The organism is Bifidobacterium sp. LH_558, assembly GCF_056356295.1.
This window is the reverse complement of sequence record NZ_JBKETZ010000001.1, coordinates 452344-466693: the sequence shown is the minus strand read 5'-3', so window position 1 is coordinate 466693 and position 14350 is coordinate 452344. Positions and strand designations below refer to the sequence as shown.

General features: G+C 61.3%; 18 protein-coding genes and 3 tRNA genes. 17 read left to right on the top strand and 4 right to left on the bottom strand.

What is annotated here, in order from left to right; genetic code table 11:
• Window positions 1-2 precede the first annotated feature (2 nt).
• From AC1AV0_RS02070 to AC1AV0_RS02060, 3 genes are all read right to left on the bottom strand, one after another.
• Complete coding sequence (locus AC1AV0_RS02070) at window positions 3-593, bottom strand: hypothetical protein (protein ID WP_094636851.1); 591 nt, start codon at window positions 591-593, stop codon at window positions 3-5.
• A gap of 107 nt (window positions 594-700) precedes the next feature.
• Complete coding sequence (locus AC1AV0_RS02065) at window positions 701-865, bottom strand: hypothetical protein (RefSeq protein ID WP_158217210.1); 165 nt, start codon at window positions 863-865, stop codon at window positions 701-703.
• Between the two features lie 184 nt (window positions 866-1049).
• Window positions 1050-1280: a helix-turn-helix transcriptional regulator gene (locus tag AC1AV0_RS02060; protein WP_094636852.1), complete on the bottom strand. Its 231-nt coding sequence runs from the start codon at window positions 1278-1280 to the stop codon at window positions 1050-1052.
• 1097 nt (window positions 1281-2377) lie between these two features.
• Here AC1AV0_RS02060 and AC1AV0_RS02055 point away from each other — a divergent pair.
• The 4 genes from AC1AV0_RS02055 (at window position 2378) to AC1AV0_RS02040 (ending at window position 3221) form a co-directional block, all read left to right on the top strand.
• Window positions 2378-2448, top strand: a tRNA-Gly gene (locus tag AC1AV0_RS02055).
• A 117-nt stretch (window positions 2449-2565) separates the two neighbouring features.
• Window positions 2566-2636 (top strand) — tRNA-Trp (locus AC1AV0_RS02050).
• A 5-nt stretch (window positions 2637-2641) separates the two neighbouring features.
• Window positions 2642-2726: transfer RNA gene (locus AC1AV0_RS02045), tRNA-Ser, on the top strand.
• Window positions 2727-2888: 162 nt separating this feature from the next.
• Window positions 2889-3221 (top strand): HNH endonuclease, encoded by a 333-nt coding sequence (locus AC1AV0_RS02040; RefSeq protein ID WP_094636853.1) that lies wholly within the window; start codon window positions 2889-2891, stop codon window positions 3219-3221.
• Window positions 3222-3348: 127 nt separating this feature from the next.
• Here AC1AV0_RS02040 and AC1AV0_RS02035 read toward each other — a convergent pair whose 3' ends face one another.
• Window positions 3349-3537, bottom strand: a complete 189-nt coding sequence (locus AC1AV0_RS02035; protein ID WP_094636854.1) for a hypothetical protein — start codon at window positions 3535-3537, stop codon at window positions 3349-3351.
• 182 nt (window positions 3538-3719) lie between these two features.
• Here AC1AV0_RS02035 and AC1AV0_RS02030 point away from each other — a divergent pair, with 182 nt between their 5' ends.
• The 13 genes from AC1AV0_RS02030 (at window position 3720) to AC1AV0_RS01970 (ending at window position 14326) form a co-directional block, all read left to right on the top strand.
• Window positions 3720-4169: a phage terminase small subunit gene (locus AC1AV0_RS02030; protein WP_169714264.1), complete on the top strand. Its 450-nt coding sequence runs from the start codon at window positions 3720-3722 to the stop codon at window positions 4167-4169.
• Window positions 4169-6043 (top strand): hypothetical protein, encoded by a 1875-nt coding sequence (locus tag AC1AV0_RS02025; RefSeq protein WP_094636855.1) that lies wholly within the window; start codon window positions 4169-4171, stop codon window positions 6041-6043. Before AC1AV0_RS02030 ends, AC1AV0_RS02025 begins: the two co-directional genes overlap by 1 nt.
• A gap of 12 nt (window positions 6044-6055) precedes the next feature.
• Window positions 6056-7645, top strand: coding sequence for a hypothetical protein (locus AC1AV0_RS02020; protein ID WP_094636856.1), 1590 nt, complete (start codon window positions 6056-6058; stop codon window positions 7643-7645).
• A complete protein-coding gene (locus tag AC1AV0_RS02015; RefSeq protein WP_226805690.1) occupies window positions 7645-8736 on the top strand; it encodes a hypothetical protein in 1092 nt (363 codons plus the stop codon). Before AC1AV0_RS02020 ends, AC1AV0_RS02015 begins: the two co-directional genes overlap by 1 nt.
• A gap of 21 nt (window positions 8737-8757) precedes the next feature.
• Window positions 8758-9357, top strand: coding sequence for a hypothetical protein (locus AC1AV0_RS02010; RefSeq protein WP_094636857.1), 600 nt, complete (start codon window positions 8758-8760; stop codon window positions 9355-9357).
• Between the two features lie 4 nt (window positions 9358-9361).
• Window positions 9362-10048 carry a hypothetical protein gene (locus AC1AV0_RS02005; protein ID WP_094636858.1) on the top strand — a complete coding sequence of 229 codons (687 nt, stop codon included), beginning with the start codon at window positions 9362-9364 and terminating at the stop codon, window positions 10046-10048.
• A gap of 66 nt (window positions 10049-10114) precedes the next feature.
• A complete protein-coding gene (locus AC1AV0_RS02000; RefSeq protein ID WP_094636859.1) occupies window positions 10115-11179 on the top strand; it encodes a major capsid protein in 1065 nt (354 codons plus the stop codon).
• 12 nt (window positions 11180-11191) lie between these two features.
• Window positions 11192-11626 carry a hypothetical protein gene (locus AC1AV0_RS01995; RefSeq protein ID WP_094636860.1) on the top strand — a complete coding sequence of 145 codons (435 nt, stop codon included), beginning with the start codon at window positions 11192-11194 and terminating at the stop codon, window positions 11624-11626.
• 2 nt (window positions 11627-11628) lie between these two features.
• Window positions 11629-12153, top strand: coding sequence for a hypothetical protein (locus AC1AV0_RS01990; protein WP_226805689.1), 525 nt, complete (start codon window positions 11629-11631; stop codon window positions 12151-12153).
• Window positions 12141-12500 carry a hypothetical protein gene (locus AC1AV0_RS01985; RefSeq protein WP_094636861.1) on the top strand — a complete coding sequence of 120 codons (360 nt, stop codon included), beginning with the start codon at window positions 12141-12143 and terminating at the stop codon, window positions 12498-12500. The genes AC1AV0_RS01990 and AC1AV0_RS01985 overlap by 13 nt, the downstream gene beginning before the upstream one ends.
• Window positions 12484-13005, top strand: coding sequence for a hypothetical protein (locus AC1AV0_RS01980; protein WP_094636862.1), 522 nt, complete (start codon window positions 12484-12486; stop codon window positions 13003-13005). The genes AC1AV0_RS01985 and AC1AV0_RS01980 overlap by 17 nt, the downstream gene beginning before the upstream one ends.
• Before the next feature lie 113 nt (window positions 13006-13118).
• Window positions 13119-13742, top strand: coding sequence for a phage tail tube protein (locus AC1AV0_RS01975; RefSeq protein ID WP_094636863.1), 624 nt, complete (start codon window positions 13119-13121; stop codon window positions 13740-13742).
• Between the two features lie 104 nt (window positions 13743-13846).
• Window positions 13847-14326, top strand: a complete 480-nt coding sequence (locus AC1AV0_RS01970) for a hypothetical protein (RefSeq protein WP_094636864.1) — start codon at window positions 13847-13849, stop codon at window positions 14324-14326.
• The last annotated feature ends 24 nt before the right edge of the window (window positions 14327-14350 follow it).

Genomic DNA, 14350 nt, shown 5'->3' with positions numbered 1-14350 from the left:
GCTCACCACGCCCAACCGTCCACCGGCACACCGTCCACAAGCACATAGGACGCGCCCGCACCGTTGCCCATCGTCAAACCATCCCAATAGCACACCGGCATATAATCGCCGGTGGCCGGGTCTGAACCATCCTCGAACACGCACGCCGGAATCCCCGCAGCCGAAGGCGACGACGCCACCGGCTCAGGCTCAGGCGCGGGTTCCGGAACCGCCGGCTCAACGACGACGGGCGCGGCAACCGGCGCGGACCCCACCACCGGCGCGGGTGCGGGCATCAGCGAATCCACCAACGCCTGAACCTCGTCGTACCGGTCCCCAAGCGCGTCCCTACGCGCCTGACCATTCCCGTACTCGCCGCGAATCACAGCCGCCGCCAATTCCTCAACGGACGGCACCGGCGCGGGTTCCGGCTCCGGCGCGGGCGCGGGCTCCGACACCGGTTCAGGTTCAGGTTCCGGCGCGGGTTCCGGCTCGGGTGCGGGAGCCGCCACCACCGGTTCAGACACCACCGGCCCCGACGCGTCAGCCTCGCCGCACGCGGCAACCGACACCACCAACGACAGCGCCACAACAGCGCCAACGAATCTACGCATGATTACACTACCCCCTAGCAGATAGACGGATTGATCAGAATGTTTGTTTGGAATAACGCCCGAACGGGCAAAGCGGGGTGCGAAGCGCCCCGCGACGCTACAGACGGTCAGTCGTCAGATTCCTGACCGAAATACCGGTAGCCGGATACGGCGTACAGCACGTCACACATGGTGTCCTCGCTGAAGCCGTTGATATCCGTCACCACTTGCAAAGTCTGCTCAGACACGCCGTACCGTTCGCGCAGTGCGTCCCACATGTCCTCTTTGGTCATGATTACCTCACTTCCTTGTGAGGCGTGATAGAATCTACCACGCCTCAAAACTTGTATTCGCATTCAGTTTTCAGGGCAAACACAACGCGGCTAGAGGTACCAGCTCTAGCCGCGTTATTCATTCACCCCACAGTGCGCCCCACGTCCCATAAAGAGACCCGAAGCGCCAAAGGGCACACACAACCTACTCAGTAGGCTTGTTTTCTTTTGGACTCTCCATAGAGTCCTCAACAAGTTTGCGCGGATTACTGACCCGCAAGGCGTCGCAAATCTTAAGCGACGTGCCTAACGTCATATTCTCAGCCGGAATCGCACCAATCTCGTAGGCGCTAATGCGTCCGCGAGTGGTGCCGACACGTTCGGCTAGCTGCTGTTGGGTCAGTCCGCGTTTCTCTCGCAATTCCCTAAGTCCCATATCATTCCCACCTCACTATGTCAGGTGGGAACAATCATACCCAGTATCAAACTCATTCACGCGCGGGCCAATTCCATGGCGGAAACCGCGCAACCTTAACCACTCAGCAAGCGTTCAACGTCCCGACCGGTGAGGATGCCGGCCGACACCGAAGCAGTCGCTTGCGTCTCTGTGATATCCACTGTTCAGTTCTCAAGCTTTGGGACCGTCTGCCTCCGACTCTCTCACCGTCTGAGGTGTCCCGTTCCGTTTGGCTGTCTGCCTTGCGGTAATTACGACTATACACGCTACAGTACTGTAGCGCAAGCTGAGACTGAGAAACGTTGCAAACACTGGCATCTATCGGCGTGTCGCAACACAAAAACGCGACGCGAGACAGACGGATAGGGCGACGTGGATAGGCGAGACAGATAGCCAGGGCGACGATCACGGCAGACGGCACACAGACACGCATAGACGGCGCATAGACGCGCTTACAGAGACTGACACGCACACAGAGGCAGACAGAGGCGCAAGCACGCTCACAGAGGCGCACGCGAGGGCGTATAGAGAGATAACGATAACCAATATCGGTAAGAACAGCCACGATAAAGAGAATCGTTATCAATAACGGGGTGGGGGAGGCTCCCCCCGGGTGTTCGGACCGAGGCCGCTGTGCCTCTGGTTCTGACGCTGAATGCGTTCCCCAGACTTTTTGAGCTATCCGTCACATGTCAAAAACCGGGCGTTCGGCGATCTATTCCATGCAACGTAACTCGCCTATATTGTGCAACGTTTGCGGCAACACGGTTCCTGAGTACGCTTACGCTTGTCGGATGTTGATGGGATGGCGTAGCGGTCGTATCAATGTTCTTCGGCTTGGTAGCTCAGATGGCTAGAGCATTCCCCTCGTAAGGGTTGTGTCGCGGGTTCGAGTCCCGCCCTTGCCTCGATAGGCGTGTATCTGCTCGTCGCGGGAACGGCGGGCGGACGCGTCGAGTGCCGGCCTTGCCCTGTCGAAGGGGCGTGGGTTTCCTAAAGTTGACAGCCTTGGTGCAACTGGCGCGTAATACGGGGCGGGCCTTCCGGTCGGCGCGACACAATAAGTGGGCCGGAATGCACTGGTGGCGTAATGGTAGCGTCTCAGCCTTCCAAGCTGATGGTGCGGGTTCGATTCCCGCTCGGTGCTCTGCCCGTCTGCCTAGTTGCAGAACTGGGTCTCCTGGGTCGCCGCGGCGATCCTTGCATTAGCTCATCCACGGGTTGTGGAGGGAGTCTCTGGCATCGTCTTTTGGGCGGTGCCTGTATGCCGGTGGTCCAGTGGTAGGATGGCGGTCTCCAAAACCGCAAGCGGGAGTTCGATTCTCTCTCGGTGTGCTCTTGGATGGTTGGCAGAGTGGTTTAATGCGGCATCTTGCTAAGGTGCTGACGCTTCGGTGTCCGCGAGTTCAAATCTCGCACCGTCCGCTTGGGATTGGCCGGTGAATCAACAACGGAATAACGTGTGGTTCGTCAGCGGCCGGCCGGTCCTGTTTATGTGCGCGCCCTTGTGCCCATGTCTCTCGATATCCCATTGTTCCATTTCTGTTGACGGTGGAGCCGGGCGCGCATGTTCTTAAAGGGGTGGTTATGGCGTGGTCGAGCAGTCGTCGTAAGGAGCGGTTCGACCCGTCGTGGCCGCGCACCCGTCAGATGATCTTGGAACGGGATGGCTGGCGGTGCCAGTGGCCCGTCAAGGATGAGTTCGGGGTGGAGAGCAAATGCTTGGCCCCGTCGAATGAGGTGGACCACAAGGAGCGTGCCGAGAACGGTATGCCTGATGATGATTCGCCTGAGAACCTGTGGGCGTTGTGCCACTGGCATCATTCGTATAAGACGGAGTTGGAGTCGGCCGACGCGCGCGCTAAGTATCGTGAGCGTCGGAAGGAGAAGCGATGGTATTCTCACCCGGCCTTCCTCTGATGTGCGGTGTCGCCGGTTGCGGCGGTCCGGTGTGTTCCAAAGGCTTGTGCAGGCGTCACTACGATATGGCGCGCAGGAACGGCGCGCCTGTTGAGTTGTCTCGCCAGCGGTTGTGCGCCGCCTGTCATCAGTGGTTCGAGCCGAAGCGTTCCGACCAGTTGTATTGCTCGCATCGTTGCAGGCAGCGGTATTTGCGGTTGAACAGGATGGATGCGGAACGGTATCCGAAGAATCCTCGCACGAAGCTGTTCGTCGCGCCTGTGAGCGCCGCGAGCGTGGATGGCGCGCCGGTGGTGGTGGAGCCGTTCACGGACATGCAGGTGTTCGACCGTTCCGATGGTTTGTGCGCCGTGTGCGGTGGTGCCATCGATGTTGAGGTTGATGTGTTCGATCCGGATGGCTTGTCTTCGCAGTGGCTTGTGCCGGTCGATATGGGAGGGGTGCCGGCGTTGTCGAATCGTGTGCCGGTGCATAGGCGTTGCAAGGGAGGTGTGTCCGATGGCAGGAAACGGAAGAAAGTCGAAGAAGGGCGCGATTCCCGTGCTGAGAAGCGACGGTGAGAAACGCGGCCCTAATCTGCCGTCCACGCGGCCTGACGGAGAGGAATGGTTGGAGCGCACCGTCAAGGAGTATGAGGCGTGGCGGACGAGTCCGCAGGCGCAGCGTATGGGCACCGAACCGGACTGGTATGCGCTGCAGGATCTGATGTTCATCAAGGATCTCTTCTATAGGCGTCCTAGCGCCATTCTGGCTTCGGAGATTCGCATGCGCGAGGCGTTGTTCGGTGGCAGTCCGGCCGCGCGTCAGGCGTTGAAGTTCGATGCGCCGCAGCCTGACGATATGGCCGCGTCCACTGGATTGTCGGACACTCAGGGCGCTCGTAACGAGCGTGTGAACCATGTGCGCGCCGCCGCGTTGGGATTGAGGGTCGTTAACGGAGGTGGCTGATGCATGACCGCATTCCGAACCTTCAAGGCGAGGAACTGTCTCGTTCGATGGGTTGGTTTGCGGTCTGGTGGATCGAGACGTTCTTCCGTGTTGGGCGCGGTGGCGGCGTGGGTTTGCCTGAACGGTTCGACATGGACGAGACGGTGTTCATGCTGAACGCCTACGCGCTGACCAAAACGGGTTCACGCCGGTTCAACCGTGTGTTCTATTCGCGTGCCAAGGGCAAGAACAAAAGCGGTAAGGCTGCGGGCACCGCGGCTTTCGAGGGTCTTGCCCCGTGCAGGTTCGACCATTGGGCCGAAGAGGGCGAGACGTACGAGTTTCTAGGGGAAACATACCATTACCGTCCTGGCGAGCCGGTGGGTCGTATGGTGCAGATGCCCGAGATCATCTGCTTGGCGACCGCCGAGGGGCAGACGGGCAACATCTTCGATTCGATCTACTACAACTGCGACGAAGGCCCGTTGAGCCAGCTCAAGGGCGTCGGCTTGGACGTGGGGCGCACCCGCATCGGTCTGCCGGAGGGCGGCGAGATCATTCCGTCCACGTCCGGCGCGGCGTCGAAGGACGGCGGCTTGGAGACGTTCGCTTGCTGTGACGAAACGCACCTGTACAACACTCCGAAGCTGCGCAACATGTACAAGACGGTGCAACGCAACCTTGGCAAGCGTAAGGGCGATGCCGACCCGTGGATATTGGAGACATCCACCATGTACCGGCCGGGTGAGGATTCCGTGGCCGAATCCTCGTACAAGTACGCTTGGGACACCGCGTCGGGCAAGGTCAGGCATCGTTCGGGCATCTACTTCGACCATGTGTACGCGAACCTCGACATCGAGGATTTCGCCGACGAGAAGAAAACGTTGCGGGCCTTGCAGGTCGCGTACGGCGCTTCGGCGAAAAGCGATGACGGGAAGGATTATCTGATTCTCCCCGACGGGCGCATGACCGTGTTGGATGAGAACGGTTTCGACGCCGAGGGGCATTCGTATTGGGATGGCGAGCTTGGCCCGTCGAAGGACGGGTGGATCGACCTGAACGGGCAGATGGACCAGATCTATCAGCCGGACTCCGATCCGGCCGATTCCATCCGCTACTACATGAACAACCTTTCCAGCGTGCACGACTCATGGCTCACGGAGTCCGACATCCAATCGCACCTGCTGTACAGGGACGAGATGAGCGCAGCTCAGTCGAACTTCAAGCTCGACGACGCTTGGCAGTCCATCATCTCTCCGAAGGAGCCCATCACGTTGGGCTTCGATGGTTCCGTGTCGGACGATTCAACCGCGTTGGTCGGATGCAGGGTGAAGGACGGGATGCTGTTCCTCATCAAACTGCAGCAGTGTCCTGACGGGCCGGAGAAGGCTACATGGCGTGTGGACCGTGATTCATTCGACGGGAAGGCGCGTTGGATGCTTGAGCATTACAACGTGGTCGGTTTCTTCGCCGACGCCGCCCGTTTCGAGAGCATGATCGGCGGCTGGGAGTCGGACTACGACAAACAGCTCAAGATCGGTCCGCGCAAGAGCGGCGACAAGATCAAGTTCTGGACGAACAGTTGGACGCATGACATGCACCGCGCGTTGGAGAACGCGCACACCGGCTTCCGCTACCCGTACGAGAAGCCGACCGGACCGCACGTCAAGGGCGATATAGCGCTTCTGGCGGACCCGCGGCTGGTGAACCATTTCCGTAACGCGCGCCGCCGCGAACGCAGCTTCGGCTATCTCATCTTCAAGGAGACGCCGAACAGTCCCGACAAGATCGACGCGTGCATGGCGGGCGTGCTCGCCTACCACGCGCGATGCAAGTACTTGGAACTGGCCGAGGAAAAAGCGAAACCGAAGGCAGCGCCGCGAAGGCTCTACTAGGAAGGAACGGTCATGGACGCTTCCAATCTGGTCGTTCAGGAGGAATCCGAGGACGCTTTCGTTCTCACGAATCTGGCCCGCCAGCTCGGCCGCAACATTCCGCGTTTCGCCGAATTGAAGGCGTTCAAGGACGGGCGCGAGATGGTGGACGAGTCGAGCGTCCCGCAGGGTGTGGATCCCGATGCGGCACCCGTGTATCAGAAGATACGCCATTTCGGCTCGTTGAATCTGGCCCGCCGCATCAGCGAGGCGGTGACGGACCATCAGCAGCCGAATGGTTTCCGCCGCATAGGTGACGAGGATTCGGAGAGCGAAGCGGTGGACGGCATGTATCGCAGGTGCAGGATGGCGACCATGCTGCGACGCGACACGTTCCCCGACGCCGGCGACTACGGCTGCGCCTACGGATACGTCGGCAGAGGCATGGGAGGTCGGTATATCAGGTCCGTCAGCCCGTGGGAATGCGTGATGAGCGACGACGGAGACAGCGCCGTCATGTATACGTTCGACGCCATGAACCAGCGGGAGTGCATGGACTTGTTCAGGCTCTCCCGCGACGATAGCGGCTATCCGGTGAAAGTGTATTCGCGGACCGCGGTGCGCGAAGCGGAATCCCGTTCCCTGCTCGCCGAATCGGACGATGAGGGGATCGACAAAATACTCGATGACAACAAGGAATGGGACCCCGGCAACGATTGGGAATGGGAAGGCGACGAGAACAACGATTTCGACTACGCGCTCCGATGCGGCTCTCTTCCCATCGTCCAGTATTCGACGCCTGACGGTAAAGGGCTGTTCGAGCCGCATCTTCCCACGTTGAAGCGTATCGACCGGCAGTTGTTCGACCGGTTGTGCATCACGATGATGCAGGCGTTCCGCCAGCGCGCCCTCAAGGGCGAACTGCCGCAGGCGTATGCGGAGGACGATCCGCTCGTATTGTCCGGACAGGTGAACGCAGGCGACCCAATCGACTATTCGAACGCTTTCAGGATGGCTCCCGCGGCGATGTGGAATCTGCCGGAAGGCGTGGACGTGTGGGAGTCGCAGGTCACGGAAACGACCTCTCTGCAGGCCAACATCGTCGGCGACATCAAGCAGCTCGCGGCCACGTCCGGCATTCCGCTGGACGTGCTCAGCCCCGACGTGCAGGGTTCGGCGGCTGGCGCTGACCTGAAACGCGAGGGGTTGAAGTTCAAGGTCGAGAATCTGAACATGCTCGCCGCCGACGCGATCACGCTCATGCTTCGCATGGCCATGGTGCTTGACGGCGACGCTTCGGCCGCTGACGCGGATTTCGAGATGATGTGGAAGCCGGTTGACACGACTTCCCAGCTTGAACTCGCCCAAGCCGCCCAGCTCGAATATTCGACCGGGTTGAAGTCCCGCAAGACGATCCTCACCCACTCGTATGGATTCACGGCGCAGGACATCGCCGAGGACGACATGAACCGTCTGAGCGACCAGTTCAATCTACAGCCCGTCACGACGGGCGCGCAGCCTGCCACGTCGGCGGCGGCGACGCCCGCCACCGGATGGGACGTGGGAACGCTGGGGACGGATGACATGCAGGCCGTTGACGATGGTCTTCCGGAGGCGTTCTGATGGCGTCGGCGACGACACGGTTAGCGCAGCTGAGCGACATGCAGCAGCAGCTGCACAGCCAGCTCGTGGAGACGTACGTGGCCGCATGCCGGAAGATGTGGCTGAGCCTCACGCCGCAGGACTGGTGGAACGACGCGGTGGTCATGGGCGCGGCATCACGCACGGCGATGCTCGAACTGCAGATGGTCGCCGCCGCCCGACGCGCGGGAATCGAATACGCCGACCAGACGCTGCGACTCATAGGCCAATTGCCGCAGGGCGTCGTGCAGCAGCTCGTGTATCCGCGCGTGAACACGGACCCATGGCTCGTGGCCGCGCGTCCGGCCGACTCGTATCGAAGCGAGGCCGTCAAGAATCCGTCCGTAAGACCGGACGAATGGCCCTCCTCGGACGATGCCGCCTATGAGACGGTGAGCGAGTGGATACAGGCCGCGTTGGGCCGCATCGACGCCACGTCGTCAATAGACGTGCAGATGGCCGGAACGCAGGCCACTATAGACCGCTACCGCGGCAGCAAGGTCCTCTCATACAGGCGCGTCCTGCATCCCGAACTGTCGAAGTCCGGCTCATGCGGCCTGTGCATCGTCGCCGCGGACCGGTGGTATTCCACCGCGAACCTCATGCCGTTGCACGTGCGCTGCAAATGCGGCGTCGCGCCGGCCGGCTCAGACGAGGATCCCGGACTCGACCTGAACAAGGCAGACCTCGACCGCCTCTACGCGGAAGCCGGAAGCAACAAGGCCGAAGACCTCGTGAACGTGCGAGTCAAGACGATATCGCACGGGGAACTCGGTCCGGTGCTCACCGCGGCCGAGGCGAGGGAAACGGACAATCCGGTACCCGGCGTCGAATCGAAGGAATGGCGTACGCCCGACAGGGCGACGACCGTCGAACAGCTTCAACGCATGAAAAACCGCGCCATCGAATTCTCCAAACACTACAAGGAGGTTCGCGACGGCGGAAAAGAAGTCTCGTTCAGATACGAAGGCAGAACATACGTGTTCAAACCGTCGTCGCATCTGAACCAAGCGTGGGCGTACCAGCGCTCCATGCTCAACCAAGTCACGGCCCTGCTTGACAAGGCCGCATAACACAAAAGCAAAGGAATACAAATGTCTGGAATCGAAGAACCCGACAAGACGGAAACCGTCGAGAAGGCTGAGCCGGAAACCGGCAACGACGATACCACCCATACCGACGAGCCTGACACGGCCAAGAAGCCGGACCGGTCCGAGGATGCGGAAGGTCTGACCGACGAGGCCGCGAAGTGGCGCACCCTCAGCAGGAAGAACGAGGCGGAGAAGGTCGAGAACAGGAAACGCGCCGAAACCGCCGAAGCCAAGACCGCCGAAGTGGAGTCGCAGCTCGCCGCCGCCAACGCGCGTATCGCACGTCTCGAGGCGCAGGCCGCCTATCCGCAAATCAGCGACGAGGCATTCGAAGCCCTGTGCAAGGAGACCACCCCCGACGGCATCAAGGCGTGGGCCGAAGCGTATTCCCGAATCAATCCCGTCAACGTCGCCGCCGAACCCGAAACGGGCAAGCCCGACGAATCCCACACACAGTCGGGCGACAACCCGTCGCCCATCTCCCAGCGCGTGATGAGCAAGGGAATGCCCCAACCGACTCCGCCCGCAAAGGGCACGGAGAAGTCCGGGTACGACTACGCGGTCAAGCATTGCGCGCCAAACACCAACACTAAGAAGGAGTAAAACCATGGCAGAAACCGCCAACAATCTCGTGCAGTACGAGAACTCCGCCGCCCCCGCGGACAAGCAGGATTGGCTGCTGAACCGCATCACGGATGGGATTCAGGAAGCCACGTTCGACGTGAACCTGTTCCTCGGAGGCGACAACGAAAGCCTGTATTGGGCTTCCCTGACCGACACCGACACCGTTGGCTGGCTGCGTTCCGGCATCCCGGTCGCCCGCGCCGACAGCGGTTATTACGGTCCGTATGATCCGAACGCCACCGACGGCCGTCAGAACGGCGTGGCCGGCTTCCTCGAAAGCCAGCTCAAGGTCGAGTTCGGACGCAAGGGCGTCAAGCAGCCCATCGTGACCACCGGCGTGCGCTACATGGCCGTCATCAACAAGCGCAAGCTGCCCGTCACCCTTGCCGACGGCACCTCCATCGCCGGTCTGATCCTCGACTACGACAAGGAGGCGGGCGGCGCTGTCACCGTGCTTTCCGGTCAGGGAGGCGCTTCCACGGCTTCTGTCACTTGGGATCAGGTGCAGGACAAGCCGACCATCCCCGCAGCCGCGTCCAATGCGACCGCATCCAAGGCCGGTCTGGTGAAGATGGGCGCGAAGGTCGATGACGCGACCTCCGACACGCTGCTCACCCAGTTCAACGCGCTGCTCGCGTCGCTGCGCGCGTCCGGCGCTCTCGCCAAGTAGGCCAGCGAACCAACGTAAACAACCCGCCTTCCATGGCGGGTTTTCTCATATTAGGAAGGAAACACGATGGCCCTTATCAATCAGGACTTCATCACGCCGGCCGAAGCGTCCGGCATCGTGTTGGGAGCCTACCAGACGGTGACGGCCCAGTTGCCGTTCTCTCAGGTGCTTCCCGACATCAACAATCCGACCGGCCTGCGCGTCGATTGGATTCCGAATCAGGCCCGTCCCGAAGAGGACGAGATGCACTTCGGTGCTTGGGACGCCGAGGCCGAATACGGTCAGACCAAGGGCGGCGAGAAGATCGCGTACACGAAGATGCTGCCGCTGCGTAAGCGCATGCGCATCAGTGAATACGACATCGCCGAAGGCAAGGTCGATCTGAACGGAAGCAACGTCGCGGACTCTCTGCGCGAATACTTCCTGCAGCTCGGCAAGGAGCTCGCGTTCCGTTTGGAGCGCGCCCGTGTGACCGTTACGGTGGACGCCGCGCTGTCCGTTGACGAGCATGACGTGAAGGCCACTTGGGACTACCAGCGCGACGCATCCCTGACCGTCACGGCCGCGCAGAAGTGGAACGTCGACGGCGACCCGGTGGCCGACACCCGCCTGTGGGCCGATGTCATCGACGCGGTTGACGGCTACGCGCCGACCGTGATGCTCATGACCCGCAAGGTCATGCGCGCCCTTGAGGCGAACCCCGTCATCATCCGCTACGCGTTCCAAGGTCAGGGCGACACGCTGCCCAACCTCGTCGGCGAGAACGTCGTGCGCAACGTCATGCAGCAGATGGCCGGCATCGACAACATTCTCATCGTCGATGACGTGTACAAGAAGTACGCGCAGGCGCAGAAGATCCAGCTTCCGGGTGGCGTCAAGTCGTTCTTCCCGGAGGACACGGTTCTGCTGCTGCCCGACCTCGGCGGAACCGACATGGGCTACACGGCCCTCGGTCCGACCGCCGAAGCCAAGGCCAAGGCCAACGGCATCAGCCGCGAACACGACGCCGGCCCGGTCGGCTTGGTGACGGACATCGCCGCCAGTACGCCCGGCTACGAGGCGTACGCCACGGCCACGGCACTGCCGGTGCTCATCCAGTCGAACAGCACGCTCAAGGCGACCGTTCTGTAAAAGGAGACGCGCATGGCTGCGAACATCGAAAACATCGACTGGCTCAAGCACATGCGCGTCGCCGCACTGGTCGAACCCGAACTGTTCGACGAACGACTGCCGACCGAATGGGTGTTGCGCGAATGCAGGCTCGCCGCGGCGCTCGCGGTGTCCGAATGTCCGGCGGCGTCGGTGCGTTTGCGTGCCGGGCGGCTCACGGAGGACGAGTTCGCCGGTGTGGTGTGCGACATGGTGATGCGCGTCGCACGCTGGCATCGGATGAAAACCGAATCGAACGGGTCGTACTCGTACACCGAGCATGACCCGCAGTCGAACACTCCGGGCTACGATCCGTCTCCGCGCCTGTTCATTTCCAAGGGCGAACGAGCGTTGTTGAACGGATATTCGGGGTCGTCCGGTCGCATCGGAACCATCAGCATGGGCTTCGACACTGGCTTCGGAGGATAAGCATGGCGGGCGGTTTCCTATACGACGGCGAGGATATGACCTCGTTGGGCGGCGGTGGCCTGTACGACGGTGTGGACGTGCCCGAAACGGTGCCGGACACATTGCTGTACAGGGATCTGATCGTGGTGGAGCTGACCTCGTTCGAGCAGACTCCGTATGGGACGCGGGTCACGCCGACCGGTGAGGTGTTCGGCTGCTACTGCTCGGTGGAGGGCCGCACGCAGAAGAACAGCGTGTTCTCGGATAACTGGGCGCAGGATGATACGCCGACGAGCACGGGCGGTCTGCGTGAGGTGAACATGGTGAAGGTTCTCGCGCCGGAATGGCACGGGGACATCTACACGCGCTTCTGGACCGCTGACGGCTCCTGTTGGCAGGTGGACGGTTCACCCGTGGACATGCCGCATTCGACCGACGTGGCCCGTCATTGGGAGATGCAGGCGCGACGCGTCTACGCGCCCGAATTGGCGCGCAACAGGATCGACCCGCCTGCGATTCCCGAAGGGAGCCGCGTATGGGGTACGTGAAGCTCAAACCACAGAAGCAGTTGAACATCGAGGTCGCGCTGGCGTTCGGTGCCGAGGTGACGCGTCCGAAGGCGTTGAAGGTCGCCGCCAGGGCGAAGGCGTTGGCGGACGCGAAGGCGAAGCATTCGAGCGTGGCCGACCGTATCGACATCAGCGTGCACGGCGTGGGCATCCACCATGCGGTCGTGATGAGCGTCACGGGTCGTGACGGCAGTCAGGTCGCCGGCCATTTGGAGTTCGGCTACTTCAACAAATGGTTGGAGAACAAGTATGGAATCCGCAGCCCGCGCGCTTGGATGCCGGGCTTGTTCATCATGAGCGAGGCGAAATATGCGGCAGTCGGATAGTGACCTCAATGTGGTGCGCGTGGGCGTCGAGACCGTGGATTTGAGCATCCGTGAGGATTTGGACGCGGATGCGCTCGTGTACGACATGCTCCATCGCATCGACTTCGACGCGGCGGGCTTGCCGAACGTGGTCGTCCAGTCCGAAATCGATCCGGCGACGGAATCCCTGCTGCTCGACCATGACGTGGTGTTGTACTCGTGCGGTGCGCCCGAACAGCCCGACTGGAACCTCAAAGCGTGGATATGGCGGTTCACGCTCTCGCTGACCGTGCTCAGCAGCGATCCCATGCGCTGCCGGCGCATCAGCGCCCTGCTGAACCGTCGGATAGCCTCATGGCCGTATGAGGAACCCACCGATCATGGCAAGGTCGGCCGTCTCGTGGACAATCCCGGCTTCCGCAAGATAAGCGCTGGCGACATGACGACCAGCAAGACGATCACGGCGCGGACCAGCACGAAACTCGTTCAGGCCGCGTCCCCCACGAACACGACCATGCCCGCATAGGCGTGGCCCCGATATTCTTTCCCTTTTCCAAAACCACTCTCCGCATACGAAGCCCCGAAACCATCCGACGGTTTCGGGGCTTTCCCATTGCGGCATACCAGAAGGAGTTCATCATGGCAGTCGATCCCATCGGCATCCACGACAACGACGTACTGTCCTCAACGCGAGGCGCGATCTTCATTTCCAAGGCCGGCAACATTCCCGCCGTGTCCCTGCTCAAGCAGTTCGACATCGAGGTGGAAACCCTCGGCACCGACGACGACCTGTGGTCCAACATCGGCCACACGTCCAACGACACGCTGCCCGAGTTCGCTTTGGACGGCGGCGACGCGACGGAACTGTCCACATGGCTCAAGGCCCAGTTCCGCACCCGCTACGACGAAACCACCGGAACGGTGACGTTCAACTCGGTGCAGGGCGACGCGGCGAGCCTCGAACTGATCTACAACGGCGTCGTGGACACCGACGGCGGAGTCGCCCTCAGCTTGGAGAAGTCCAACAACCCGTACGCCGTGCTCATCCTGTTCAAGGACACCAACATCAACAAGAAGTTCGCGATCCTCATGCCCAACGTGGACCTGACGTTCAGCAACCTTCCCGCCCTGAGCAGCGGCGACGACGGCTTCGTGGAATACGGCGTGTCCGGCACGATCAAAACGTCCGACGCGCTGCCGAAGGACAAGTCCGGCAAGACCACTTCCGTCAAGCTGTACCCGCAGACCGCACTCGCGGCCTGACGGTTCCTGATTCCTCCCACGGCCGCGGCGTTCCTCCATGCGCCCGCCGTGGGATTCCCTTTCTTTCGTTTCATGGAGGATTTTCTTTTCATGGAGGAACAATCATGGTTGCGAAGAACACCGCTAAGAGCACCGAAAACATTGAGAACGTTGAAGCCGTGGAGACGGAGGCTTCGAACACGTTCCCCGAGACGTGGAACGAACTGAAGGGGAATCCTCTGTTCGAGGGCGTGCCGGATATGGTGCAGGCCGCTGATTTCTCGCCGACCGTTTCGGCTCGTTTCGCGGTCATGCGCGCGCACGTGCAGGAGCGCGCGGACCTGCTGGATAAGATGGGCGCGTTGGGCGGCGATCATACCGATTCGTATGATGCGACCGCGGAGGTCATCGCCGTCGCCGAGACCATCGAATACGCCAACTATTTCTACGAGTCCATCGCCGTGAGCGAGGAAGCCTACCATACGTGGGTGAAGGGCCGCACCGCGGTGGACATGTTCTATCTGATGCTGCTGCTGACCCGATTCTATGAGCGCGCACTGGGAAAATCCAGCGCCTCGAAGGTGCGCTTCGAGACTGCCGAATAGAGGTCACGGCGGACTTCCGCCGTT